Here is a 21,787-nt window from a genome sequence, read left to right as displayed (position 1 = left end):
CCCGTAACTCGGTGAGCAGCCGCTCGGCGAGCGGTTTCGCGGGGGTGAGCGGCGAGGGGTCGGTCATACGGGACCGCCGCCCTCACCGGGCGTCGTGGGCGGTGTCCCGGGCGGCGTCCCCGGGTGCGGCGGCTGCGGAGCCGGTCGGGCGTCGGCGCCGGCGGGCCCGGCGGGCAGTGCGCCCGGCTGGTCCGCCGGGGCCGGCCGGCCGGCCCCGCCCGCCAGGTCCGGCATCTGCTGGCGCATCAGCTCGGACACCGTCCTGAGCGCCTGCCTCGCGGGTTCCGCCTTCTGGTAGTCCTCCAACTGCTCGCTGTTCAGCAGCTCCAGCTGGCTGTGCACCAGGGCGAGCTGCTCCTGCCGCATGCTGGTCATGGCCAGCCGGGTGTCCTCCGGATGCGCGGCCAGATGCAGCGCCCAGGCGGCGACTCCGCCGTGCTGAAGGTGGTACTGATAGAAGTTGATCTTCTCCGTCATCAACTGCCGTTGCTGCTCGGCCCGCAGCAGCTCCAGTTCATGCGCCTGGTGTGCCTGCTGGAGCTGGAACTCGTGCTCCGGGGCCAGCATCTCCCGCTCGTACTCCAGGCTCCGCCTGCGCCGCCGGTGCGCGATCGCCTCGTCGTCCAGCCGCAGCCGTACGGCGCAGGTCACCTGGAGGCCGATGCCCGCCGCGAAGCCGCCGTCCTCCAGCGCCTGCCGCACCGCGATCTCGGCTTCCCGGCTCTTCTCGATGGAGAAGCCCCGGCTCACCGGCCGCGCGAGCTGGTGGAACTCCCGTTCCAGCCGGGTCGGTACGTCCCGCTCGCCGCCGGCCACATAGTGCGCCGGATCGGCGACCCGCCAGGTCAGGTCCGCGGTGGCGCCGAAGGAGAACGCGTCGTCGTCGCTGGGCAGCTCCAGTTCCAGCCGTACGGGATGGTTTCCCATGTCCACCTCGTACACCGAGGTGTACCAGCGGCTCGCCGCGTCCGAGCGACTCGGCCGGTGCGGCGGGAGATAGGTGTCGTAGGCGCCCTTGGCGGTGACGAAGACCAGCGCGTGGTCGATCGGCGTGACCGGCTTGCGGGCGGTGTACTCGAAGCGCGAGATCGGCCGGACGGTGAGGACCGGGTCTCTCAACTGGCTGTGCCGGTCGACCTGTTGCTGCCATTCCGGCTGCCGGCGGAAGTCCGCCATGGTGATTCAACTCCTCGGTGCTCCCGGTCCGCGGGCGGAGCGGGCGGGGTGAGCGGGATGCGGGACGCGGGGTGCGGGGTGCGGGGTGAGTACGGTCAGGTGAGGACGGCCAGCAGCCGTGCGGCGGCCCCCGGCGGCGGCCCGCCGTCCGCACCGCGCAGCGTGCGCAGCAGATGGCTCAGCCGCTGCTGATCGGCCGCGGTACGGACCAGCTCCGGCAGCAGCGCGGCGAGCGCGCCCTCCACATCCGGGCGCCGGTCGGCCGCGCGCACCCAGGCCCGCAGCGACTCCAGCGCGTCCCGGGTGTGGGAGAGATCGCCCAGGGCCGTGCGCCAGAGCGTGGCGAGATCACGCCTTCCGTCGGGTTCGGCGGTGCCGTTGTCGGCGTACCACTCCAGGAGGCTGTCCTCGTCGACCGTGGCGCAGGAGCGGGTGAACGCGGTGAGCGCCAGGGTCCGGACGGCGGGGGAGTCCCGCTGGAGGAGCCGTACCAGCTCGGAGAGCATGTCGGCGCGGCGGCCCGCGGACAGCAGCAGCGTCGTGGACCGGAAGAGATGCTCCCTCTCCGCCTCGCCGCTCTCGTCGTCGGCGGCCCGCGCGGCCAGCGCGTCGAGGGCGGGCCCCACCAGTTCGGGACTGACCGGAGCGAGCAGCGCGAAGGCGCGGACGGCCGTCCAGCGACGGGCGCCGTGTGCGTCCGCGCACCACTGGCCGAGCAGCCGGGGCACGGCGGGCGCCCCGGTGAGATGGGCCAGGGTCAGGGTGTTCGCGGCCATCAGCCGGGCACCCGGACCTCGTGAGGTGGCCCAGCCGTCGATCAGCAGCGCGACGGTGGACGGCAGATCCGCCTCCGCGAGCAGCGCGGTTGCGGCGGCGGCCCGGGTCCGCACCAGGGGCCGGCCGTCGCGGGCGAGATCCTTGAGCCACTCCACCAGGGCGGGCCGGGCGGACGGATGGGCGGTCCACACATCGCCGAGCAGGGTCCGCGCGGTGCGGCTCTCCCGGAACTCGGCCATGTACTGGGGCACTTGGCCCCATTCCGTCTGCTCGTCGCGCTGCTCGCCCCGGGCCCGTGCCAGATGCAGCCGGTCGGCGACGGAAGGGCCGAAGACCGGGATCTCGGCGGGCTCGTCGGGATGGTTGAGCTGCTGGAACCGTACGAAGAGCAGATCGCCCAGCTCGGCGGCGAGGACATAGGGCGCCCGGTCGAACACGGCCAGGGAGATCAGGAACGCCTTGTCCCGGAGGGAGAGCGTGGTGTCGGTGAGCCATTCCCGGCACTGCTGCTCCACGGTGGCCCGGCTGAATCCGGCCAGGGCCTCGCGGGCCCGCTCACTGCCGTCGTACGCGGCGAGGTCCGCCGCGAGGGCGGCCACCTCGGCGAGCCGCTGGTGGCCCTGGGCGAGGAAGTCCCGTACCGGTGCGAGGCCGAGCAGCCGCTCGACCTCGTCGGCGGTGCCGGCGGTCGCGGCCGTGTGCCGGGTGAGATGGGCCCGCAGGACGTCGGCCGAGGCAGGGGCCCGCCAGGCACAGGTGGTGACGGCGTGGACGTACGACCGGTCCCGTACGGTGATCACCAGATAGCTGTCGCGCTTGGCGAGCTGCTCGCGCACGGCACGTATGTGGATGTCGCGCAGCGGTCTGTTGCGGGACAGCGAGAGATCGCAGAGCACATGGCCTCCGGCGTCGGCGAGCCCGGCGGCGAGCGACTTCGGGTGTGTCTCGGGATCGAGGTCGCGTACGGCCGTGACGCCCAGCCGGTGGAGCAGCATCCAGGCGGCGGCACGCCGGCCGGTCGAGTGCGCACCCGACAGGACGAGAACCCGCTCGGTACGGAGCCGGCGCAGGGCCGCCTCGAAGAACTCCGGGTCGCCCTCGACGAACACCTCGGCGAGGCGGTCGAGTTCGTCGCGGGAGATCTCTCCGGAGGGGTTCTCGGGGCCGAGCCCCGACGGGCCGTGGTGGTGGATCTCGGTCTTGCTGCCCATGATCACGTCACGGCCGACATGCCCGCCGGAGACGCCGTGCTGGGCGCCCGCGACATAGGAACCGCCGAACGCGGTGGATCGGAGCATGAACTCCGGCGCGTGGGCGAAGAGTTCACGCTGGGCGGCACGCGCCTCCTGTGCGTGCTCCTCCTCCTCGGGGCGCTCGCCGTCACCGGCCGGCTGCGGCTGATGCGGCGACTGCTGGTCCGCCGGGGCGGCGGGAGCGGGGACCGGGCCGGGACCCGGCGCGGCGGGCGGGGCCTGCGGGATCATGACCGCTCACCTCGGTCGGCGGACGGGTCGGAGTCCGGGCCTGTGCCGGCGCCGGGGGCCGTGTCCGCCGGTGGGGCCGTGTACGGGGCCGTGCGTGGGCCCGTGCTTCCGCCCATGACGACATCGCCGCCGACCCGGCCCCCCGAGACACCGGTCTGGTCGCCCATGACCAGACTGCCGCCGAAGGACGGGGAGCCGCCGAAGAACTGGGGGCCGGGCGCGGGGCTGATGGGCGCGGGACCGGCGGGCGCGGGGCTCACAGGCGGAGCGACCGCCCTCGCGTCGGTCGCCGCCGTGCCGTCACCGCCCTCACCGGCCCCGCCGCCCTCGGTGGAAGCCGGCGCCTGGCGGCCCCCTGTACCGCCCGGCGCCGGTCCCCGACCCGGTGGCCGCCCCCTTCGGCACCGGACCGTGCAGCCAGGCCGGCAGCGGCCCGTTCTTGCTGCCGACCGTGACGGGATGGAAGTCGCTCGCCGGAATACCGGCGTACTCATGGCGCACGATCCCGGCGTGCACCGGCTCGGAGACACAGAGGACGAAGTCGTCGGACCGCTCGCGCAGGGCCTCCCGCAGCAGTTCGGCGTCGAGCAGCCGGCACGCGTGGTTGAGGTCGGAGCCGACCCATCCGCCGTGTCCGTCGATCGCCACATAGCCGGTCGCGAGGACCGCCCGCAACCGGATCTGCGCGGAGCTCGAGGCCATCCTGTTGGTCGCCCTCAACTGCGCGGGCACCTCGGTCAGCAGGGCCCGGAGCAGCCTGGCGACCGAGGCGTTCGCGTCGATGAGCTCCATCACGGCGTCGCCGCGGTCCGCACGCCGCCGCCGCGGCTCGTCGATGCCGGCCGCCTCCAGGGCGCGGTCCGCGATGTCGTAGAGCATGCGGCGCAGATAGGACTGCTCCACATCGTCGCGGTCGCTGTACTTCTCGATGTCGAGCAGCAGAATCGTGCGGCTCACAGGGTCGGTCATGCTGCGCCTCTCGGTGGGATGCCGTGGTGCAGCAGCGTGGTGCCGGAGCGCTCCCTGTGGTGAGGGCGGATGACGCACTGGAAGTGTGACCGTGTGCACAGAGTCACCCGGGCGATGCCCGCGCTCGCACAGAGTGACCGTGGAGAGCGCGGAAACCGGGGACGGCGCGGACAGCGTGGGCGGACGCCGTGGACAGGGCGGACGGCGTGGGCAGGGCTGGCAGGGCGGACCGCTACGGCGCGCCCGGTCCCGAGCGCGCGATCTGCCGGAGCACCTCCGGCCGCAGGATCAGCATCGTCCGCCGGCCCGTGACCACCGCCTGCCGGTCCCGCAGGTCCTTGAGCAGCCGTTGCACCATCTCCCGCGAGGCGCCGACCGATCCGGCCAGTTCCTGCTTGCTGAGCGGTACGGAGAGTTCGATGCCCTCCTCCGTGCGCCGTCCGTGCGTGCGCGCCAGATCGAGCAGCAGCACGGCGAAGCGCTCCCGGACGCTCATCGAACCGAATTCCAGCCGCCGCCGGTCCGCGGCCCTGGTGCGGTCGGCGGTGAGTCCGAGCAATTTCAGGGAAACCTGCGGTGAACCCGCGAGGTATTCCCGGAACCGGTCGTGTTCGACCGCGACCGCCTCCACCGGTTCCAGCGCGGTCACGGTGGCCGCCCGTACCCGCCCGGTGAGCGCCGCGGACTCGCCGACGATGTCGCCGGGACCGCGCAGGGCGAGCAGTGCCTCGTACCCGTTGGCGGCCGAGGCCGTCACCTTCGTCCAGCCGTGCAGGATGAGCAGGACATGGGTGGACGGTTCGTGCTGATGGATGAGAGGCGTACGGGGGACAAAGCGGAGGGCGCTGCCCAGCGCCAGCAGCGCCGCCCGGTCCTCACGCTCCAGCCGGGCCAGAAAGGGAACGCGGTCGTCCAGACCCGCGTCACCGGGTAATTCCGATACAGACATGGGCTCCCCGATCGTCCTGATGAACAGGACAAGCTACTGAAGGTGACGGGTACATGCAGGAAGAACGGCCGGTTTACCCCGGGAAAGCGGGAATCCCGGCGTGGTGCCTTTCCCTCCGCCGTACGGCGTGTCTGGTCCAGGGCATTTGTTTTGACCGGAGTCGATGAGGTAGGTACGCTCAGACCTTGTGCCTGGGGTGTGCCTGGGCTCCTGTGCGTGTCTTCAACCGCATGGCGAGTTCGAGTATCGGCCACCGTGATCTGCGCCTTCCTCGCCTTCGGCGGGGTCATTGCAGCATTCGACACACCCGACCGCGTGGGTCGGAGTCGTTCCAGGTTAGTTGTACTAACGGCACACAGAAACCGGAGAAGTAGTGCCTACGATCCAGCAGCTGGTCCGGAAGGGCCGGCAGGACAAGGTCGAGAAGAACAAGACGCCCGCGCTCGAGGGTTCCCCTCAGCGTCGCGGTGTCTGCACGCGTGTGTTCACGACCACCCCGAAGAAGCCGAACTCGGCCCTCCGGAAGGTCGCGCGTGTGCGTCTGACCTCCGGCATCGAGGTCACGGCCTACATTCCGGGTGAGGGACACAACCTTCAGGAGCACTCCATCGTGCTCGTGCGAGGTGGCCGTGTGAAGGACCTGCCTGGTGTTCGTTACAAGATCATCCGCGGCTCCCTCGACACCCAGGGTGTCAAGAACCGCAAGCAGGCCCGCAGCCGCTACGGCGCCAAGAAGGAGAAGTAAGAATGCCTCGTAAGGGCCCTGCCCCGAAGCGCCCGGTCATCATCGACCCGGTCTACGGTTCTCCTCTTGTCACCTCGCTGATCAACAAGATCCTGCTCAACGGCAAGCGTTCCACCGCCGAGCGGATCGTGTACGGCGCGATGGAAGGTCTCCGCGAGAAGACCGGCAACGACCCGGTCATCACGCTGAAGCGCGCGCTTGAGAACGTCAAGCCCACGCTTGAGGTCAAGTCCCGCCGTGTCGGTGGTGCCACCTACCAGGTGCCGATCGAGGTCAAGCCCGGTCGTGCCGCCACCCTCGCACTCCGCTGGGTCGTGGGTTACTCCCGCGCCCGTCGCGAGAAGACCATGACCGAACGCCTCATGAACGAGCTGCTCGACGCCTCCAACGGTCTCGGCGCCTCGGTCAAGAAGCGTGAGGACACGCACAAGATGGCCGAGTCCAACAAGGCCTTCGCGCACTACCGCTGGTAGTCGCTACCCCCATCGAGACCGAGAGAAGATTGAGCCTCATGGCCACCACTTCGCTTGACCTGGCCAAGGTCCGCAACATCGGGATCATGGCCCACATCGACGCGGGCAAGACGACGACCACCGAGCGCATCCTGTTCTACACCGGTGTGAGCTACAAGATCGGTGAGGTCCACGACGGCGCTGCCACGATGGACTGGATGGAGCAGGAGCAGGAGCGCGGCATCACGATCACGTCCGCCGCGACCACCTGTCACTGGCCGCTCGAGGACGTCGACCACACCATCAACATCATTGACACCCCCGGTCACGTGGACTTCACGGTCGAGGTGGAGCGTTCGCTCCGCGTGCTCGACGGTGCCGTCACCGTGTTCGACGGTGTCGCGGGTGTGGAGCCGCAGTCGGAGACGGTGTGGCGTCAGGCCGACCGCTACGGCGTGCCCCGTATCTGCTTCGTCAACAAGCTCGACCGGACCGGCGCGGAGTTCCACCGCTGCGTCGACATGATCTCGGACCGCCTCGGCGCGACCCCGATCGTCATGCAGCTTCCGATCGGTGCCGAGATGGACTTCAAGGGTGTCGTCGACCTCGTGACGATGAAGGCCCTCGTCTGGTCCGCCGAGGCCGCCAAGGGCGAGATGTACGACATCGTCGACATCCCGGCCACGCACACCGAGGCGGCCGAGGAGTGGCGCGGCAAGCTGCTCGAGGTCGTCTCCGAGAACGACGACGAGCTGATGGAGCTGTACCTGGAGGGCGTCGAGCCCTCCGTGGAGCAGCTCTACGCCGCCATCCGCCGCATCACGATCGCGTCGGGCAAGTCCAACGACACCACCGTCACCCCGGTGTTCTGCGGAACCGCGTTCAAGAACAAGGGCGTTCAGCCCCTGCTCGACGCGGTCGTGCGCTACCTGCCGTCGCCCCTGGACGTCGAGGCCATCGAGGGCCACGACATCAAGGACGCGGAGCTGGTCGTCAAGCGCAGGCCCTCGGACGACGAGCCGCTGTCGGCGCTGGCGTTCAAGATCATGAGCGACCCGCACCTCGGCAAGCTCACCTTCGTCCGTGTGTACTCCGGCCGTCTGGAGTCCGGCACCGCCGTGCTGAACTCCGTGAAGGGCCGCAAGGAGCGCATCGGCAAGATCTACCGCATGCACGCGAACAAGCGTGAGGAGATCGAGGCGGTGGGCGCCGGCGACATCGTCGCCGTGATGGGCCTGAAGCAGACCACCACCGGTGAGACGCTGTGCGACGAGAAGAACCCGGTGATCCTGGAGTCCATGGACTTCCCGGCGCCGGTCATCGAGGTCGCGATCGAGCCCAAGTCCAAGGGTGACCAGGAGAAGCTGGGTGTCGCCATCCAGCGGCTCGCGGAGGAGGACCCCTCCTTCCAGGTGCACACCAACGAGGAGACCGGCCAGACCGTCATCGGCGGTATGGGCGAGCTTCACCTCGAGGTCCTGGTCGACCGTATGAAGCGCGAGTTCCGCGTCGAGGCGAACGTCGGCAAGCCGCAGGTCGCTTACCGTGAGACGATCCGCAAGGCCGTCGAGCGGGTGGACTACACCCACAAGAAGCAGACCGGTGGTACCGGCCAGTTCGCCAAGGTGCAGATCTCGATCGAGCCGATCGAGGGCGGCGACGCCTCGTACGAGTTCGTGAACAAGGTCACCGGTGGCCGCATCCCGAAGGAGTACATCCCTTCGGTCGACGCGGGTGCTCAGGAAGCCATGCAGTTCGGCATCCTGGCCGGTTACGAGATGACCGGCGTACGTATCACACTGCTCGACGGTGCGTACCACGAGGTCGACTCCTCCGAGCTGGCGTTCAAGATCGCCGGTTCGCAGGCGTTCAAGGAGGGTGCTCGCAAGGCGTCCCCCGTGCTCCTGGAGCCGATGATGGCCGTCGAGGTCACCACGCCCGAGGACTACATGGGCGATGTGATCGGCGACATCAACTCCCGCCGTGGCCAGATCCAGGCCATGGAGGAGCGGGCCGGTGCCCGGGTCATCAAGGGCCTGGTGCCGCTCTCGGAGATGTTCGGCTATGTCGGAGACCTCCGAAGCAAGACCTCGGGTCGCGCAAGCTACTCGATGCAGTTCGACTCCTACGCCGAGGTTCCGCGGAACGTCGCCGAGGAGATCATCGCGAAGGCCAAGGGCGAGTAACTCTCCCGAGCTCACGCTTTAGGCTTGTCACCGGGAAGCCCTGGGACGTTCCCGCCGGATCACGGCGGGAGCGCCCCGGGCCCCGGCATCCCAGCAAAGATCACCTGGCGCCGATGAGTAAGGCGTACAGAACCACTCCACAGGAGGACCCCAGTGGCGAAGGCGAAGTTCGAGCGGACTAAGCCGCACGTCAACATCGGCACCATCGGTCACATCGACCACGGTAAGACGACCCTCACGGCCGCCATTACCAAGGTGCTGCATGACGCGTACCCGGACCTGAACGAGGCCTCGGCCTTCGACCAGATCGACAAGGCTCCTGAGGAGCGCCAGCGCGGTATCACCATCTCCATCGCGCATGTCGAGTACCAGACCGAGTCGCGTCACTACGCCCACGTCGACTGCCCCGGTCACGCGGACTACATCAAGAACATGATCACGGGTGCGGCGCAGATGGACGGCGCCATCCTCGTGGTCGCCGCCACCGACGGCCCGATGCCGCAGACCAAGGAGCACGTGCTCCTGGCCCGCCAGGTCGGCGTGCCGTACATCGTCGTCGCCCTGAACAAGGCCGACATGGTGGACGACGAGGAGATCATGGAGCTCGTCGAGCTCGAGGTCCGTGAGCTTCTCTCCGAGTACGAGTTCCCGGGCGACGACCTGCCGGTCGTCAAGGTCTCGGCGCTCAAGGCGCTCGAGGGCGACAAGGAGTGGGGCCAGACGGTCCTGGACCTGATGGCCGCCGTCGACGAGGCGATCCCGCAGCCCGAGCGCGACGTCGACAAGCCGTTCCTGATGCCGATCGAGGACGTCTTCACGATCACCGGTCGTGGCACCGTCGTCACCGGCCGTATCGAGCGTGGTGTCCTCAAGGTCAACGAGACCGTCGACATCGTCGGTATCAAGACCGAGAAGACCACCACCACGGTCACCGGCATCGAGATGTTCCGCAAGCTGCTCGACGAGGGCCAGGCCGGTGAGAACGTCGGTCTGCTCCTCCGTGGCATCAAGCGCGAGGACGTCGAGCGCGGCCAGGTCATCATCAAGCCGGGTTCGGTCACGCCGCACACCAGCTTCGAGGCCCAGGCCTACATCCTGTCGAAGGACGAGGGTGGCCGTCACACCCCCTTCTTCAACAACTACCGCCCGCAGTTCTACTTCCGTACCACGGACGTGACCGGCGTGGTGACCCTCCCCGAGGGCACCGAGATGGTCATGCCGGGCGACAACACCGTCATGACGGTCGAGCTGATCCAGCCGGTCGCCATGGAGGAGGGCCTCAAGTTCGCCATCCGTGAGGGTGGCCGGACCGTCGGCGCCGGCCAGGTCACCAAGATCAACAAGTAGTCCACCGACCTGGTCCGCGAAGGCCCCGCATTCCGTCCGACGAGGACGGTGGTGCGGGGCCTTTGTCGTGCCCGCGGGGGTCCTCTGCCGTACCCGGCCGGGCTCCGGGGCGGCCCCCGGGGGCTCCGGGACGGTTCCGGGGCAGGGCTTCGAAAAAGTTTCGAGCGTGCATGCCCATTGTTTCGGGGAATTCTCCGATCCAGTATGCAGAGACGGCAGACGGCGGAGACGCCATCGAGCGGCGTCGGCGACTGGAGGAGATTCATGGGTGCCATGGGGAGTGCTGTCCCGCGCGAGCCCAGCCGCAGAGCCGTTCTCGGCACCGGGATCGGGATCGGGGCGGGGGCGGTGGTCGGACTCGCTGCGGCGGGCCCCGCCGCCGCGGCCGTCCCCGGAGGGGGCGCGAGGCCCACGGACCCGGGCGCGTACATCTCCTTCACCCCGAGGACCGGCTCCTTCCCGCTCGTACGGTCGGGGCGCGCGGCGCCGCTCGTGGTCAGCGCCGACGACCACCCCGGGGTGGTACGGGCGGTGGGTGATCTGCGGGACGACATCGAGCGGGTCACCGGAGTACGCCCCGACCTCGGCGCGCGGGGTGTCCCGGGAGGCCGTCGCGAGATCACCCTCGTCGGTACGATCGGCCGCTCGCCCCTGGTCGACGGCCTGATCGCCGCCGGAAAGCTCGACGTCAGCGGGATCGAGGGCGCCTGGGAGACCTCGCTCCAGACCGTGGTCGAGCACCCGCTGCCGGGAGTGGACCGCGCGTTCGTGGTGGCGGGCAGCGACCAGCGCGGCACGATCTTCGGGGTGTACGACGTCTCCCTCGGCATCGGAGTCTCGCCCTGGTACTGGTGGGACGACGTACGGCCGGTCCGCCGCGACGCGCTGTATGTCCTCCCCGGCCGCCATACCCAGGGCACGCCCGCCGTGAAGTACCGCGGGATCTTCATCAACGACGAGAACCCGGCGCTCGGCACCTGGGCCCCGGCCTACTTCGGACCCGGCAGGGCCGAGGGCTTCCCCGGCGGTTTCAACGCCGGCTTCTACGCCAAGGTCTTCGAGGTCATGCTGCGCCTCAAGGCGAACTATCTGTGGCCCGCGGTGTGGGGGCGCGCCTTCGCCGAGGACGATCCGCTCAATCACGCCCGCGCCAAGGAATACGGAATTGTCATGGGCACGTCCCATGAGGCTCCGATGATGCGGGGCATCGAGGAGTGGAACCGGCACGCCGTCCCCGCCGTACGCGACAGCGGCGGCGCCGTCGTCACCCCCGGGCACGACCCGTACGGCGGCACCGGCGAGTGGTCCTTCCTCCGCAACGCCGAGGCGATCAAGGCCTATTGGGCCGAGGGGATCCGGCGCATGGCCGAGCAGGACTTCGAGGGCGTGGTCACGCTCGGCATGCGCGGCAACGGCGACACGAGTCTGCCGGACGGCGACGGCATCGAGCTGATGCGGGAGATCATCGCGGCGCAGCGGCGGATCCTGGCGGAGGTCCTGGGCGGCGAGCCGGCCGCCTCGGCCGCCGGCGGCCCCGCCTCGGTGCCGCAGGTGTGGACCCTCTACAAGGAGGTCCAGCACTACTGGGACCGCGGACTGCGCGCGCCCGACGATGTCACCGTCGTCCTCACCGACGACAACTGGGGCAACATCCGCAAGCACCCCGACCCGGCCGAGCCCGCCCGCGCCGGCGGCTACGGCCTCTACTACCACTTCGACTATGTGGGTCTCGGCCGTAACTACAAATGGGTCGACACCACCTCCCTGCCGAACATGTGGGACCAGCTGCACCAGGCCGTCGCGTACGGGAACGACCGTCTCTGGGTCACCAATGTGGGTGATCTCAAGGGCAATGAGCTGCCGACCCAGTTCTTCCTCGACTACGCCTGGAACCCGGACCGCTGGACGCTCGCCGAGCTGCCCGAGTGGGAACGGCACTACGCCCGGCAGAACTTCGGTGAGGCGCGGGCCGCCGCGATCGCCTCCGTGCTGGCGGCGTACGGCCGGCTCCAGTCCCGCCGCAAGCCCGAACTGCTCAACCGCAGGATCACCCTGGACCCGGCGAAGGACCCGGCCACCGACTCCTCGGCGGTGGTCTACGACGACCGGGCCACCCCGTTCTCGCTCACCGCCCACCGCGAGCTGGAGCGGGTCACCGAGGACTGGCGGCGACTCGCCGAGGACGCCGACCGGATCGCCCGGCGTCTGCCGGCGGCCGACCAGGACGCGTGGTACGAACTCGCCGGATACGCGATCCAGGCCACCGCCAATCTCTACGCGCTGCGCGAGGCCGAGTTCACCGGCCTGCTCTACGCCCGGCAGGGCCGCGCCGCCACCAACGACCGCGCCGCCGCCGCCGAGGCCGGGCTCGCCGAGGACTTCGCCCTGGCCGAGCGCTTCAACAGCCGGATCGCGGGCGGCAAGTGGCGGGGTTTCCAGACCCAGCCGCACATCGGGTACGGGGACGTCGAGCGGTACGGTCCGAACGCGCCCTGGCAGCAGCCGGAGCGGGACAATGTCGCCCTGCCCGACGAACTGTTCCCCGCCGTCCGCCGTATCGAGCTGCCCCAGGAGGCGCGGCTGGGCGTGGCGGTGGACGGCTCGGGGGAGTGGTGGCCGGGGTCGGGGAGCCGGGCGGTGCTGCCCGAGTTCAGCCCGTACCAGACCTGCCCCGCCCAGTACATCGAGGTCTTCAACCGGGGCCTGAGCCCGTTCGGCTACCGCATCGTGCCGTCCGTGCCCTGGATCACCGTCGACCGCCCGCGGGGCCAGGTCGGTCAGCAGATACGGGCGACGCTGCGGGTGGACTGGTCGCGGGCGCCGCGCGGCCGGACGGAGGCGGAGATCGTGGTGTACGGGCCGGAGGGCACGGCGGTCCCGGTGACGGCGGTGATCGACCACCGGCGGCTCCTCGACGGCCTCGCGGGCGTCAACGGCTTCGTGGAGGCGGGCGGTTATGTCGCGATCGACGCGGAGCACGCCACCCGCGCGATCGACGCCGACGGTGTGCACTGGCAGCGGATCGAGGGCATCGGGCGTACGGGCGCGGGCATGACACCCTTCCCGGTCACGGCCGCGAGCCGGACCCCGCGGCGCGGCGGCGGCTCGCCCCGGCTGGAGTACGAGCTGAGCCTGCTGGCCTCCGGGCCGGTCACGGTCTGGGCGTACGTCTCACCCCGCAACCCGGCGCTGCCGGCAGAGGGATTGCGGTACGCGGTGTCCTTCGACGACGAGGTCCCGCGGGTGGTCGACATCATCGCGGCGACGGGCGCGGACGACGGGACCATGAACCCGCAGTGGGCGCGCCACACCTCGGACAACGTCAACCGCACGGCCACCCGCCACACCCTCCCGCGTGCGGGCCGCCACCGCCTCACCTTCTGGATGGTGGACCCGACGGTGGTCCTGCAACGCCTGCTGATCGACACGGGCAGCCTGCCGACGACCTACCTGGGCCCGCCGGAGAGCTACCGGGCGGGCTGAACGGGCGGACGGGCCTCGGTGCCCAGGAACGCTGTCCTGTATCCGTTCAACGATGTCGCGCATCGCTTGGTACCGGAGGGCGTCACACCGTGCGTGATCGGGGGCGATCGTCATGTCCCTCGCTCCTGTCTCTGACGGCCCGGCCGCTCTGCCGCGCAGGCGAAGCCTTGCCACTCATGCCAACGAGCCATGGGTCCCGGCGGGCGGTGACGGTTCGGGCCCGCGTATCGCCCGGACGGGGGATACGCGGGCCCGGAGAGGGGGCGGCCGGGGTCAGGGCTGCTGCACGAGCTGGAACGACTGGGCCGCCGAGCCGTTGCACGGGCGCTGGATGAGCTGGGTGCCGGAAGCGGTGGTGGCCGGGGCGCTCAGGCACTTGCCGCTGTGGCGGGCCGTGAAGTGATAGCGGCCGGGCGCCTCCGCGACCGCCTGCCACTGCTGGTTCAGGCCGCCGGTGTAGTTCCAGAGCTGGATCGGGGCGTTGTCGGCGGTCGAGACATCGGTGACGTCGACGGCCTGCGCCGCGTTGGCGCGCGGTCCGATGCGGGAGAAGCCGCTGTCCGTGGAGCGGATCTGGTACTGCTGGGCCAGGGTGCTGTTGCAGGTGTACTGCTGGATCGCCGTGCCGTTCGCGGTCGCCGCGGCGCGGGCGTCCACGCACAGGTTGTTGCCGGCGTTCACCAGCGCGTACCAGGCGGACTCGTTGATCGGTCCCGGCGGCGTCGGGTTGCCGCCCTCGCCCGTACCGAGCCACTTGAGGCTGTCGAGGACGAAACGGTTCTGGGTCGCGCTGCCGAAGGTGGAGGAGAGCGTCTGACCCGTGCTGTAGTTCATGGCGTTGTGCCCGAAGTTGGCGTAGATCATCTTGTAGCCCGTGTTGGTCCACATGATCGGGTAGTAGCCGCTGTACCAGGACTGGTTGGGGTCCGTACCGAGCGGGAAGCTCACCGGGTCGACCGACGAGAGGATCTTGATGTTCGACCGGGTCCTGAGGTCGTTGGTCCAGCTGTACCACTCGCTGACCGACGAGGTGAACGTACCGGGCAGGCCCACGGTCGTGGGATGCGTGCGGTCCTCGACCTTGAGCGTCGCGGTCGTCGGACCCCAGGTGTTCGACTTGAAGTTCCCGGATCCGAGGAAGTCGTTGTAGTACCAGGACCAGCCGCCGGCGTTGGTGGTGAACGCGGACACGTGGAAGCCCATCCAGGCCCCGCCGCTGCGCATGTACCGCTCGAAGCCCGACCGCTGGGCCGCCGTCTGCGGCGCGTCGTCGAGGAAGAGCACCACCTGGTACTGGTCCTTGGTGATGTTCGTGAGCTGGTTCCAGTTGTTGGTCGCCGTGTACGAGAAGTTGTTGGCGGCGGCCTGCTGGGGGAACCAGGTGTTGGCCTCCCGGACGAAGCTGATGTGGGCGTCGTCCCAGGTGCCGTTGTAGAACGCCAGCACGTTGAACGGCGCCGCGGCGTTCGCCTTCTGAACGGCGCCGTGGGCGGCGGGAGCGGCGGTCAGGCCGAGGAGTACGGCGAGCAGCGCGAGGAGTCGTACACCGACGCTCCTCAGGCGGTCCCTGTCTCTGATCGTGGTCATCGCGGGGACGATCCCTTCTTCTGCCGACGGTGGGGGGTGGGGGGATGCGCGAGGGCAATTTGTGTCATGTATCTGACATGTGTTCACGCATACGGTCCGCTCGTGATTTAAGAAGTGAACTCACGCCACGTCAAGGTCCTGGTATGGACCAATGTTCGGACGCGGGTGCGGACCGGGGGCCTCACGGGACGGCAGGGTCCCGGGGCGCCGCGGTGCGCCTGGCGCGGAGGAGTTCGCGCGGTGACGGGCCGCCGTACAGGCACCACAGCGCGATGACCGGGTCGCAGATCGCGCAGCCCAGCGACGAGGTGTCGGCGAAGGGGATCAGGGGGCTGCCCTTGAGATGGTGGACCACGTCCCAGACGGTGTGCAGCAGCCAGCCGACGCCGATGAAGGTCCATGAGTCCAGGCCGCGGAAGGCGACGTAGGTGACGAGCGCGGTGAACGCGAACTCCCAGCCGCCCAGGCCGCCACCGCCGAGGTAGGCGGCGCCCGCACCGGCGACCATGACCGCGTTGAGGCGCCGGCGGTGCGGTTCGCGGACCAGGGACATCAGCAGGGCGTAGAGGACGCCGATGCCGATCGGCGGGAGGTACTGCATGTGTGTGCCTTCTCCGGGGTGGGTGGCGCGACCGGACCGGCGCGCGGACGGCTCACCACGCTAGGGCCGTGCCCGTTCGCCCCCCAGGGGCGTGACCGACAGCTTCCGACGGGTTCTCGCCGCCGGGCCGCACCCGTGCCGCCGCGACCGTGCCGCCGCGACCGCCGCGCGTGACCGGCCCGGCGGGGCTCCCCGGCGGCCCGCGGGACCCCTCCCGGTACCGCCGGAGCCGGGGCCGATTCCCTGTCCGGCGCGCGCAGGGATTGGCCGTCGCCGCCGTGGGGTACGCTTTCCGGCTCGATTGGCCATGGCCCTGGCCGCTATGGCACACTAGCCAGGTTGCTCGGTTGAGTGCCGATGTTGCGCGCCTCCCGCCGGGAGGACCGGAAGCGAGTCCCACAGTACTCGTCGTCCCAACTGCCTTACGGGCAGCGCTGGGGCGGACGTACGGGAATCTTCCGGGAAGTGTCAGCGGGGCTCCGACCAGGCGCCCGGTGACCAGTGCACGCGTGTGCGGCCTGTGACCGGCTCAGCGGACTCGGGCCGCGCCCCCTCGGCAGGGAAATCCTTCGGGAGTTCTGAATAGAGGGGATGCGACACGCCCGACCGCGTGGGTCGGAGCAGCGCAAGGTCACCAGGTTCCAGAGCGTTACGAGAGACAGGACTACGAAGCAGCCATGGCGGGACAGAAGATCCGCATCCGGCTCAAGGCCTACGACCACGAGGTCATCGACTCATCGGCGAAGAAGATCGTCGAGACGGTGACGCGTACTGGTGCGTCGGTCGCGGGCCCGGTGCCGCTGCCCACTGAGAAGAACGTGTACTGCGTCATCAAGTCGCCGCACAAGTACAAGGACTCGCGCGAGCACTTCGAGATGCGCACGCACAAGCGCCTGATCGACATCCTCGACCCGACGCCCAAGACCGTTGACTCGTTGATGCGCCTGGACCTTCCGGCCGGCGTCGACATCGAGATCAAGCTCTGAGAGGCGCGGAAGAGATGGCAAAGCAGATCAAGGGTGTCCTGGGCGAGAAGCTCGGCATGACCCAGGTCTGGGACGAGAACAACCGTGTCGTCCCGGTGACCGTCGTCAAGGCCGGGCCCTGTGTCGTTACCCAGGTCCGTACGAATGACTCCGACGGCTACGAGTCGGTCCAGATCGCCTTCGGCGAGATCGACCCGCGCAAGGTGAACAAGCCCCTCAAGGGCCACTTCGCCAAGGCCGACGTGACCCCGCGCCGCCACCTGGTGGAGCTGCGCACCTCCGACGCCGGCGAGTACACGCTCGGCCAGGAGGTCACCGCCGCCGTGTTCGAGTCCGGCGTCAAGGTCGACGTCACGGGCAAGAGCAAGGGCAAGGGCTTCGCCGGTGTCATGAAGCGTCACAACTTCAAGGGCCTCGGCGCCGGTCACGGCACCCAGCGCAAGCACCGCTCTCCCGGTTCCATCGGTGGCTGCGCCACCCCGGGCCGTGTGTTCAAGGGCCTCCGCATGGCGGGCCGCATGGGCAACGAGCGGGTCACCACCCAGAACCTGACCGTTCACGCCGTTGACGCGGAGAAGGGCCTGCTCCTGATCAAGGGCGCGGTTCCTGGTCCGAACGGCGGCCTCGTCCTGGTCCGTACCGCGGCCAAGGGGGCCTGAGGTTACCGATGAGCACTCCAACCAGCATCGACATCCTTTCGCCGGCGGGTGAGAAGGCCGGGACCGTCGAGCTCCCCGCGGAGATCTTCGACGCGAAGGTCAGCATTCCGCTGATCCACCAGGTCGTGGTCGCCCAGCTCGCCGCCGCCCGTCAGGGCACGCACAAGACCAAGACCCGTGGCGAGGTCCGCGGCGGTGGCAAGAAGCCGTACCGCCAGAAGGGCACCGGCCGCGCCCGTCAGGGTTCGACCCGCGCTCCGCAGTTCGCCGGCGGTGGCGTCGTCCACGGCCCCGTGCCGCGTGACTACTCGCAGCGGACCCCGAAGAAGATGAAGGCCGCCGCCCTGCGCGGTGCCCTCACCGACCGGGCCCGTCACTCCCGTATCCACGTCGTCTCCGGCGTGGTCGACGGCGATGTGTCCACGAAGGCCGCCAGGACGCTGTTCGGCAAGATCTCGGAGCGCAAGAACCTGCTCCTGGTCGCCGAGCGCAGCGACGAGGCCGCGTGGCTGTCCGCCCGCAACCTGCCCGAGGTGCACATCCTCGCGCCGGGCCAGCTCAACACGTACGACGTGATCCGTTCCGAGGACGTGGTCTTCACCCAGGCCGCCTTCGAGTCCTTCGTGTCCGGCCCGTCCAAGGCCGTCCACGCCTCCGGCGCCGATGACGACACCGAAGGGAGCGAAGCCTGATGGCCGAGGTCACCAGCAAGACCTACACGGACCCGCGTGACATCCTCGTCAAGCCCGTGGTCTCCGAGAAGAGCTACGCGCTGCTCGACGAGAACAAGTACACGTTCATCGTCGCGCCCCACGCCAACAAGACCCAGATCAAGCAGGCCGTGGAAGCGGTCTTCTCGGTCAAGGTCGCCGGGGTCAACACGATCAACCGCCAGGGCAAGCGCAAGCGCACCCGCACCGGTTTCGGCAAGCGAGCCAACACCAAGCGCGCCATCGTGACCCTCGCTGAGGGCGACCGTATCGACATCTTCGGCGGCCCGGCCTCCTGACGGGGGCTGGATCGTTCAGAAGTCCGGAATCTTCCGAGGACTGAGAAATGGGTATCCGCAAGTACAAGCCGACGACCCCGGGCCGTCGTGGCTCCAGCGTCGCCGACTTTGTCGAGATCACGCGGTCCACGCCGGAGAAGTCGCTGGTCCGCCCGCTGCACAGCAAGGGCGGCCGTAACAACGCCGGTCGTGTGACCGTCCGCCACCAGGGCGGTGGCCACAAGCGCGCCTACCGTGTGATCGACTTCCGTCGGCACGACAAGGACGGCGTGCCCGCCAAGGTCGCGCACATCGAGTACGACCCGAACCGCACCGCGCGCATCGCGCTGCTGCACTACGCCGACGGCGAGAAGCGCTACATCATCGCGCCGCGCGGCCTGGCGCAGGGCGCCCGTGTCGAGAACGGCCCGACCGCCGACATCAAGCCCGGCAACAACCTGGCGCTGCGCAACATCCCGGTCGGTACGACCATCCACGCCATCGAGCTGCGGCCCGGCGGCGGCGCGAAGTTCGCCCGCTCCGCGGGTGCCTCCGTGCAGCTGCTGGCGAAGGAGGGCTCCATGGCCCACCTCCGTATGCCGTCCGGTGAGATCCGGCTGGTCGACGTCCGCTGCCGCGCCACCATCGGCGAGGTCGGCAACGCCGAGCAGTCGAACATCAACTGGGGCAAGGCCGGCCGTATGCGCTGGAAGGGCGTCCGCCCGACCGTCCGCGGTGTGGCCATGAACCCGGTCGACCACCCGCACGGTGGTGGTGAGGGCAAGACCTCCGGTGGTCGCCACCCGGTCAGCCCGTGGGGTCAGAAGGAGGGTCGTACTCGTTCTCCCAAGAAGGCGAGCAACAAGTACATCGTCCGCCGCCGCAAGACGAACAAGAAGCGCTAGGAGCGGGTTTTCAGATGCCGCGCAGTCTCAAGAAGGGGCCCTTCGTCGACGACCACCTGATCAAGAAGGTGGATGTCCAGAACGAAGCAGGCACCAAGAACGTCATCAAGACCTGGTCCCGTCGCTCGATGATCGTCCCGGCCATGCTGGGCCACACGATCGCGGTGCACAACGGCAAGATCCATGTCCCGGTGTTCGTCACCGAGTCCATGGTCGGCCACAAGCTCGGTGAGTTCTCGCCGACTCGCACCTTCCGCGGCCACGTCAAGGACGACCGGAAGTCGAAGCGCCGCTAACGCGGGGTGGAACGACTATGACTTACACCGAAGGGACAACCATGGAAGCCAGGGCCCAGGCGCGGTACATCCGCGTCACGCCCATGAAGGCCCGCCGCGTGGTGGACCTCATCCGTGGCATGGACGCCACGGAGGCTCAGGCGGTCCTGCGTTTCGCCCCGCAGGCCGCGAGCGTGCCGGTCGGCAAGGTGCTGGACAGCGCCATTGCCAACGCCGCGCACAACTACGACCACACCGACGCCTCTTCGCTGGTCATCAGCGAGGCGTACGTGGACGAAGGTCCGACCCTGAAGCGGTTCCGGCCGCGTGCCCAGGGCCGTGCCTACCGGATCCGTAAGCGGACCAGCCACATCACCGTGGTCGTCAGCAGCAAGGAAGGAACCCGGTAATGGGCCAGAAGGTTAACCCGCATGGGTTCCGGCTCGGTATCACCACGGACTTCAAGTCCCGTTGGTACGCCGACAAGCTGTACAAGGACTACGTCAAGGAAGACGTCGCCATTCGTCGCATGATGACGAAGGGCATGGAGCGGGCCGGCATCTCGAAGGTCGAGATCGAGCGCACCCGTGACCGCGTCCGCGTGGACATCCACACCGCTCGTCCGGGCATCGTCATCGGCCGCCGCGGCGCCGAGGCCGACCGTATCCGCGGCGAGCTGGAGAAGCTGACCGGCAAGCAGGTCCAGCTCAACATCCTTGAGGTCAAGAACCCCGAGGTGGACGCTCAGCTCGTGGCCCAGGCCGTGGCCGAGCAGCTCTCCTCGCGTGTCTCCTTCCGTCGTGCCATGCGCAAGAGCATGCAGTCGACGATGAAGGCCGGCGCCAAGGGCATCAAGATCCAGTGCGGCGGCCGTCTCGGCGGCGCCGAGATGTCCCGCTCGGAGTTCTACCGCGAGGGCCGTGTGCCCCTGCACACGCTCCGTGCGAACGTCGACTACGGCTTCTTCGAGGCCAAGACCACCTTCGGCCGTATCGGTGTGAAGGTCTGGATCTACAAGGGCGACGTCAAGAACATCGCCGAGGTGCGTGCCGAGAACGCCGCGGCCCGCGCCGGCAACCGTCCGGCCCGTGGCGGCGGCAACGACCGTCCCGCCGGCCGCGGTGGCCGTGGTGGCGAGCGTGGCGGCCGTGGCCGCAAGCCGCAGAACCCGGGAGCCGAGGCCCCCAAGGCCGACGCCACCGCCGCGCCGGCCGCTGAGGCGACGTCCTCTTCTACCGGTGGAACGGAGGCCTGACCGACATGCTGATCCCCCGTAGGGTCAAGCACCGCAAGCAGCACCACCCCAAGCGCAGCGGTATGTCCAAGGGCGGCACCCAGGTCTCGTTCGGCGAGTACGGCATCCAGGCGCTGACTCCGGCCTATGTGACGAACCGTCAGATCGAGGCCGCTCGTATCGCGATGACCCGTCACATCAAGCGTGGCGGCAAGGTCTGGATCAACATCTACCCGGACCGTCCGCTCACCAAGAAGCCCGCCGAGACCCGCATGGGTTCCGGTAAGGGCTCCCCCGAGTGGTGGATCGCGAACGTCAAGCCCGGCCGGGTGATGTTCGAGCTGTCCTACCCGAACGAGAAGATTGCGCGTGAGGCGCTTACCCGCGCTGCTCACAAGCTTCCGATGAAGTGCCGGATCGTTCGGCGCGAGGCAGGTGAGGCGTGATGGCGGCCGTGACCAAGGCGTCCGAACTGCGCGAGCTGGGCGACGAGGAGCTGGTCAACAAGCTCCGCGAGGCCAAGGAAGAGCTGTTCAATCTCCGCTTCCAGGCGGCGACCGGCCAGCTCGAGAATCACGGGCGGCTGAAGCTCGTCCGTAAGGACATCGCGCGGATCTACACCCTGATGCGTGAGCGCGAGCTGGGCATCGAGACGGTGGAGAGCGCCTGATGACTGAGAACAACGTGACCGAGACCACGAGCGACCGCGGATTCCGCAAGACCCGTGAGGGCCTGGTCGTCAGTGACAAGATGGACAAGACCGTCGTCGTCGCTGTCGAGGACCGTGTCAAGCACGCGCTGTACGGCAAGGTCATCCGCCGTACCAACAAGCTCAAGGCGCACGACGAGCAGAACGCCGCCGGCATCGGCGACCGCGTCCTCCTGATGGAGACCCGGCCGCTGTCCGCCACCAAGCGGTGGCGCATCGTCGAGATCCTCGAGAAGGCCAAGTAAACCCCTCCGAGGGGGAGTTCCTCCTCGGAA

At 69.1% G+C, this 21,787-nt stretch carries 23 protein-coding genes; 16 read left to right on the top strand and 7 right to left on the bottom strand.

Annotated elements, in window-relative coordinates:
* Positions 1 to 63 precede the first annotated feature (63 nt).
* The 5 genes from BFF77_RS03435 to BFF77_RS03415 form a co-directional block, all read right to left on the bottom strand.
* Positions 64 to 1,176 (bottom strand): hypothetical protein, encoded by a 1,113-nt coding sequence (locus BFF77_RS03435; protein ID WP_066943627.1) that lies wholly within the window; start codon positions 1,174 to 1,176, stop codon positions 64 to 66.
* Positions 1,177 to 1,271: 95 nt separating this feature from the next.
* Positions 1,272 to 3,437: a hypothetical protein gene (locus BFF77_RS03430; protein ID WP_066943625.1), complete on the bottom strand. Its 2,166-nt coding sequence runs from the start codon at positions 3,435 to 3,437 to the stop codon at positions 1,272 to 1,274.
* On the bottom strand, positions 3,434 to 3,697 hold the full coding sequence (locus BFF77_RS36525; RefSeq protein ID WP_066943623.1) for a hypothetical protein: 264 nt from the start codon (positions 3,695 to 3,697) through the stop codon (positions 3,434 to 3,436). The genes BFF77_RS03430 and BFF77_RS36525 overlap by 4 nt, the downstream gene beginning before the upstream one ends.
* Positions 3,698 to 3,746: 49 nt before the next feature.
* The gene (locus BFF77_RS03420; protein WP_245703164.1) at positions 3,747 to 4,406 is read right to left on the bottom strand and encodes a hypothetical protein; all 660 of its coding nucleotides are present in this window, start codon (positions 4,404 to 4,406) and stop codon (positions 3,747 to 3,749) included.
* A gap of 232 nt (positions 4,407 to 4,638) precedes the next feature.
* Positions 4,639 to 5,355 carry a Crp/Fnr family transcriptional regulator gene (locus BFF77_RS03415; RefSeq protein ID WP_066943622.1) on the bottom strand — a complete coding sequence of 239 codons (717 nt, stop codon included), beginning with the start codon at positions 5,353 to 5,355 and terminating at the stop codon, positions 4,639 to 4,641.
* 373 nt (positions 5,356 to 5,728) lie between these two features.
* On the opposite strand from BFF77_RS03415, the gene rpsL reads away from it, so the two are divergent.
* The 5 genes from rpsL to BFF77_RS03390 all read left to right on the top strand — a co-directional run bounded on the left by rpsL (position 5,729) and on the right by BFF77_RS03390 (position 13,568).
* Positions 5,729 to 6,100 (top strand): 30S ribosomal protein S12, encoded by a 372-nt coding sequence (rpsL, locus tag BFF77_RS03410; RefSeq protein ID WP_003948652.1) that lies wholly within the window; start codon positions 5,729 to 5,731, stop codon positions 6,098 to 6,100.
* 2 nt (positions 6,101 to 6,102) lie between these two features.
* The gene (rpsG, locus tag BFF77_RS03405) at positions 6,103 to 6,573 is read left to right on the top strand and encodes a 30S ribosomal protein S7 (protein WP_030742163.1); all 471 of its coding nucleotides are present in this window, start codon (positions 6,103 to 6,105) and stop codon (positions 6,571 to 6,573) included.
* Positions 6,574 to 6,611: 38 nt separating this feature from the next.
* Positions 6,612 to 8,738 carry an elongation factor G gene (gene fusA / locus BFF77_RS03400; RefSeq protein ID WP_066943621.1) on the top strand — a complete coding sequence of 709 codons (2,127 nt, stop codon included), beginning with the start codon at positions 6,612 to 6,614 and terminating at the stop codon, positions 8,736 to 8,738.
* 153 nt (positions 8,739 to 8,891) lie between these two features.
* On the top strand, positions 8,892 to 10,085 hold the full coding sequence (gene tuf, locus BFF77_RS03395) for an elongation factor Tu (RefSeq protein WP_046503245.1): 1,194 nt from the start codon (positions 8,892 to 8,894) through the stop codon (positions 10,083 to 10,085).
* A gap of 273 nt (positions 10,086 to 10,358) precedes the next feature.
* On the top strand, positions 10,359 to 13,568 hold the full coding sequence (locus BFF77_RS03390; RefSeq protein ID WP_066943618.1) for a glycosyl hydrolase 115 family protein: 3,210 nt from the start codon (positions 10,359 to 10,361) through the stop codon (positions 13,566 to 13,568).
* A 273-nt stretch (positions 13,569 to 13,841) separates the two neighbouring features.
* On the opposite strand, the gene BFF77_RS03385 is transcribed toward BFF77_RS03390, so the two are convergent.
* Both BFF77_RS03385 and BFF77_RS03380 read right to left on the bottom strand, forming a co-directional pair.
* The gene (locus BFF77_RS03385) at positions 13,842 to 15,155 is read right to left on the bottom strand and encodes a ThuA domain-containing protein (RefSeq protein ID WP_066943616.1); all 1,314 of its coding nucleotides are present in this window, start codon (positions 15,153 to 15,155) and stop codon (positions 13,842 to 13,844) included.
* 181 nt (positions 15,156 to 15,336) lie between these two features.
* Complete coding sequence (locus BFF77_RS03380) at positions 15,337 to 15,756, bottom strand: DUF6010 family protein (protein ID WP_066943614.1); 420 nt, start codon at positions 15,754 to 15,756, stop codon at positions 15,337 to 15,339.
* Positions 15,757 to 16,433: 677 nt separating this feature from the next.
* On the opposite strand from BFF77_RS03380, the gene rpsJ reads away from it, so the two are divergent.
* From rpsJ to rpsQ, 11 genes are read left to right on the top strand one after another with little or no spacing between them, the layout of a single operon-like run.
* Positions 16,434 to 16,742, top strand: a complete 309-nt coding sequence (rpsJ, locus tag BFF77_RS03375) for a 30S ribosomal protein S10 (RefSeq protein WP_003948644.1) — start codon at positions 16,434 to 16,436, stop codon at positions 16,740 to 16,742.
* Positions 16,743 to 16,756: 14 nt separating this feature from the next.
* Positions 16,757 to 17,401 (top strand): 50S ribosomal protein L3, encoded by a 645-nt coding sequence (gene rplC, locus BFF77_RS03370; protein ID WP_066943612.1) that lies wholly within the window; start codon positions 16,757 to 16,759, stop codon positions 17,399 to 17,401.
* Positions 17,402 to 17,409: 8 nt separating this feature from the next.
* Entirely contained in the window at positions 17,410 to 18,093 is a 684-nt protein-coding gene (gene rplD, locus BFF77_RS03365) for a 50S ribosomal protein L4 (RefSeq protein WP_066943610.1), read from the top strand.
* Positions 18,093 to 18,410, top strand: coding sequence for a 50S ribosomal protein L23 (gene rplW, locus BFF77_RS03360; RefSeq protein WP_066943608.1), 318 nt, complete (start codon positions 18,093 to 18,095; stop codon positions 18,408 to 18,410). The genes rplD and rplW overlap by 1 nt, the downstream gene beginning before the upstream one ends.
* Positions 18,411 to 18,457: 47 nt before the next feature.
* Entirely contained in the window at positions 18,458 to 19,294 is an 837-nt protein-coding gene (gene rplB / locus BFF77_RS03355) for a 50S ribosomal protein L2 (protein WP_046504626.1), read from the top strand.
* 14 nt (positions 19,295 to 19,308) lie between these two features.
* Positions 19,309 to 19,590: a 30S ribosomal protein S19 gene (rpsS, locus tag BFF77_RS03350; RefSeq protein WP_030351437.1), complete on the top strand. Its 282-nt coding sequence runs from the start codon at positions 19,309 to 19,311 to the stop codon at positions 19,588 to 19,590.
* A gap of 41 nt (positions 19,591 to 19,631) precedes the next feature.
* Positions 19,632 to 19,979 carry a 50S ribosomal protein L22 gene (gene rplV, locus BFF77_RS03345; RefSeq protein WP_004571827.1) on the top strand — a complete coding sequence of 116 codons (348 nt, stop codon included), beginning with the start codon at positions 19,632 to 19,634 and terminating at the stop codon, positions 19,977 to 19,979.
* On the top strand, positions 19,979 to 20,824 hold the full coding sequence (gene rpsC / locus BFF77_RS03340; RefSeq protein WP_066943605.1) for a 30S ribosomal protein S3: 846 nt from the start codon (positions 19,979 to 19,981) through the stop codon (positions 20,822 to 20,824). The genes rplV and rpsC overlap by 1 nt, the downstream gene beginning before the upstream one ends.
* A gap of 5 nt (positions 20,825 to 20,829) precedes the next feature.
* Positions 20,830 to 21,249 (top strand): 50S ribosomal protein L16, encoded by a 420-nt coding sequence (gene rplP / locus BFF77_RS03335; protein WP_046504633.1) that lies wholly within the window; start codon positions 20,830 to 20,832, stop codon positions 21,247 to 21,249.
* Positions 21,249 to 21,473 (top strand): 50S ribosomal protein L29, encoded by a 225-nt coding sequence (rpmC, locus tag BFF77_RS03330; RefSeq protein WP_046504635.1) that lies wholly within the window; start codon positions 21,249 to 21,251, stop codon positions 21,471 to 21,473. The genes rplP and rpmC overlap by 1 nt, the downstream gene beginning before the upstream one ends.
* Complete coding sequence (gene rpsQ, locus BFF77_RS03325; RefSeq protein ID WP_066943603.1) at positions 21,473 to 21,757, top strand: 30S ribosomal protein S17; 285 nt, start codon at positions 21,473 to 21,475, stop codon at positions 21,755 to 21,757. Before rpmC ends, rpsQ begins: the two co-directional genes overlap by 1 nt.
* Positions 21,758 to 21,787 lie beyond the last annotated feature (30 nt).

The sequence above is a fragment of the Streptomyces lushanensis genome (assembly GCF_001700515.1).
GTDB lineage: Bacteria > Actinomycetota > Actinomycetes > Streptomycetales > Streptomycetaceae > Streptomyces > Streptomyces lushanensis.
This window is presented reverse-complemented; position numbering and strand designations above follow the sequence as displayed.